This window comes from Hymenobacter agri (assembly GCF_054778495.1).
This window is the reverse complement of record NZ_BAAGZM010000990.1, coordinates 1-1,057: the sequence shown is the minus strand read 5'-3', so window position 1 is coordinate 1,057 and position 1,057 is coordinate 1. Positions and strand designations below refer to the sequence as shown.

Genomic DNA, 1,057 nt, shown 5'->3' with positions numbered 1-1,057 from the left:
AGCGCGTCGAAGGCCAGCGCCAGGCCGGCGGCGGGCAGGGCGCCAGCCAGTATCATCGCTGGGTTGTTGAGGGCAATGCCGCCGAAGATGAACTCGCCCAGCCCGCCGGCCGCTACGTAGGCCGCCAGCGTCGCCACGCCCACGTTTATCACCGTGGCCGTGCGGATACCGGCCATAAGCACCGGCAGTGCCAGGGGTAGTTCTACTGTTCGGAGCACCTGCCCGTCGGTCAGGCCCAGGCCGCGGGCGGCTTCTACCACCGCCGGCGGCACGCCCCGCACACCCTCGAAGGTGTTGCGGATGATGGGCAGCAGCGAATACAGGAACAGCGCAAAAATGGCCGGTTTCGGCCCAATGCCCATTAGCGGAATCAGGAAGCCGAGCAGGGCGATGCTGGGCACCGTTTGCAGCACGTCGGCCAGGCCCAGCAGCTGCTTGCCCTTGTCCATGAGCACGGCCACCCGCTCGCCGTCGCGGATGAACTCGAGCAGCTGCGTGGCAATGAGGGCCAGGGCTTCGGGGTAGTTCAGGAGCAGGCCGCGGGCGTAGCGTTTCTGCGCCACGAAACCGGCCTGGTGGAGGATGAGCTTGTCGAGGTCTTTGGGGGAGAGGTGCATGTGAGAACTGTGTAGAGACGCAATATTTTGCGTCTCGTCGTTGCTGATGTTGTTATGACTGCGCGGTTTTGTGTGGTTCGGCGCGGTTCCGGTCGTTCAACGACGAGACGCAAAATGTTGCGTCTCTACATCGTTCTGTTGGCTCACCATCGCACATTCCCATAAATCATCCAGCCGCCATACCCAATGCAAAGCAGCGACGACAAGGTAACGGCACTAAACTTAAGCGTCCGGCTAATGCGCATGCGCTGCGTGAAAGGCACGCTGCACAGCCCCGCCACGATGAACATACCCAGAATAGAGCCCGCGCCGAACACCGCGAAGTAGGCCACGCTCAGCCAGGGGCTGCGGATTTCGCTCATTACCAGCAGTACCAGCGCGCCGCTGCCGGCTAGGCCGTGCAGCAGGCCCACGGCGTAGGCCGCCCGCGAGGGCGACGC

1 protein-coding gene and 1 pseudogene are annotated in these 1,057 nt (G+C 63.7%); both read right to left on the bottom strand.

The features are described from left to right. On the bottom strand, positions 1–617 hold a 617-nt coding region (locus ACYVDE_RS23930), incomplete at its 3' end, for an urease subunit gamma (protein ID WP_460504029.1). Between the two features lie 143 nt (positions 618–760). Beyond that, a pseudogene (locus ACYVDE_RS23925) lies at positions 761–1,057 on the bottom strand (urease accessory protein); the annotation flags it as partial.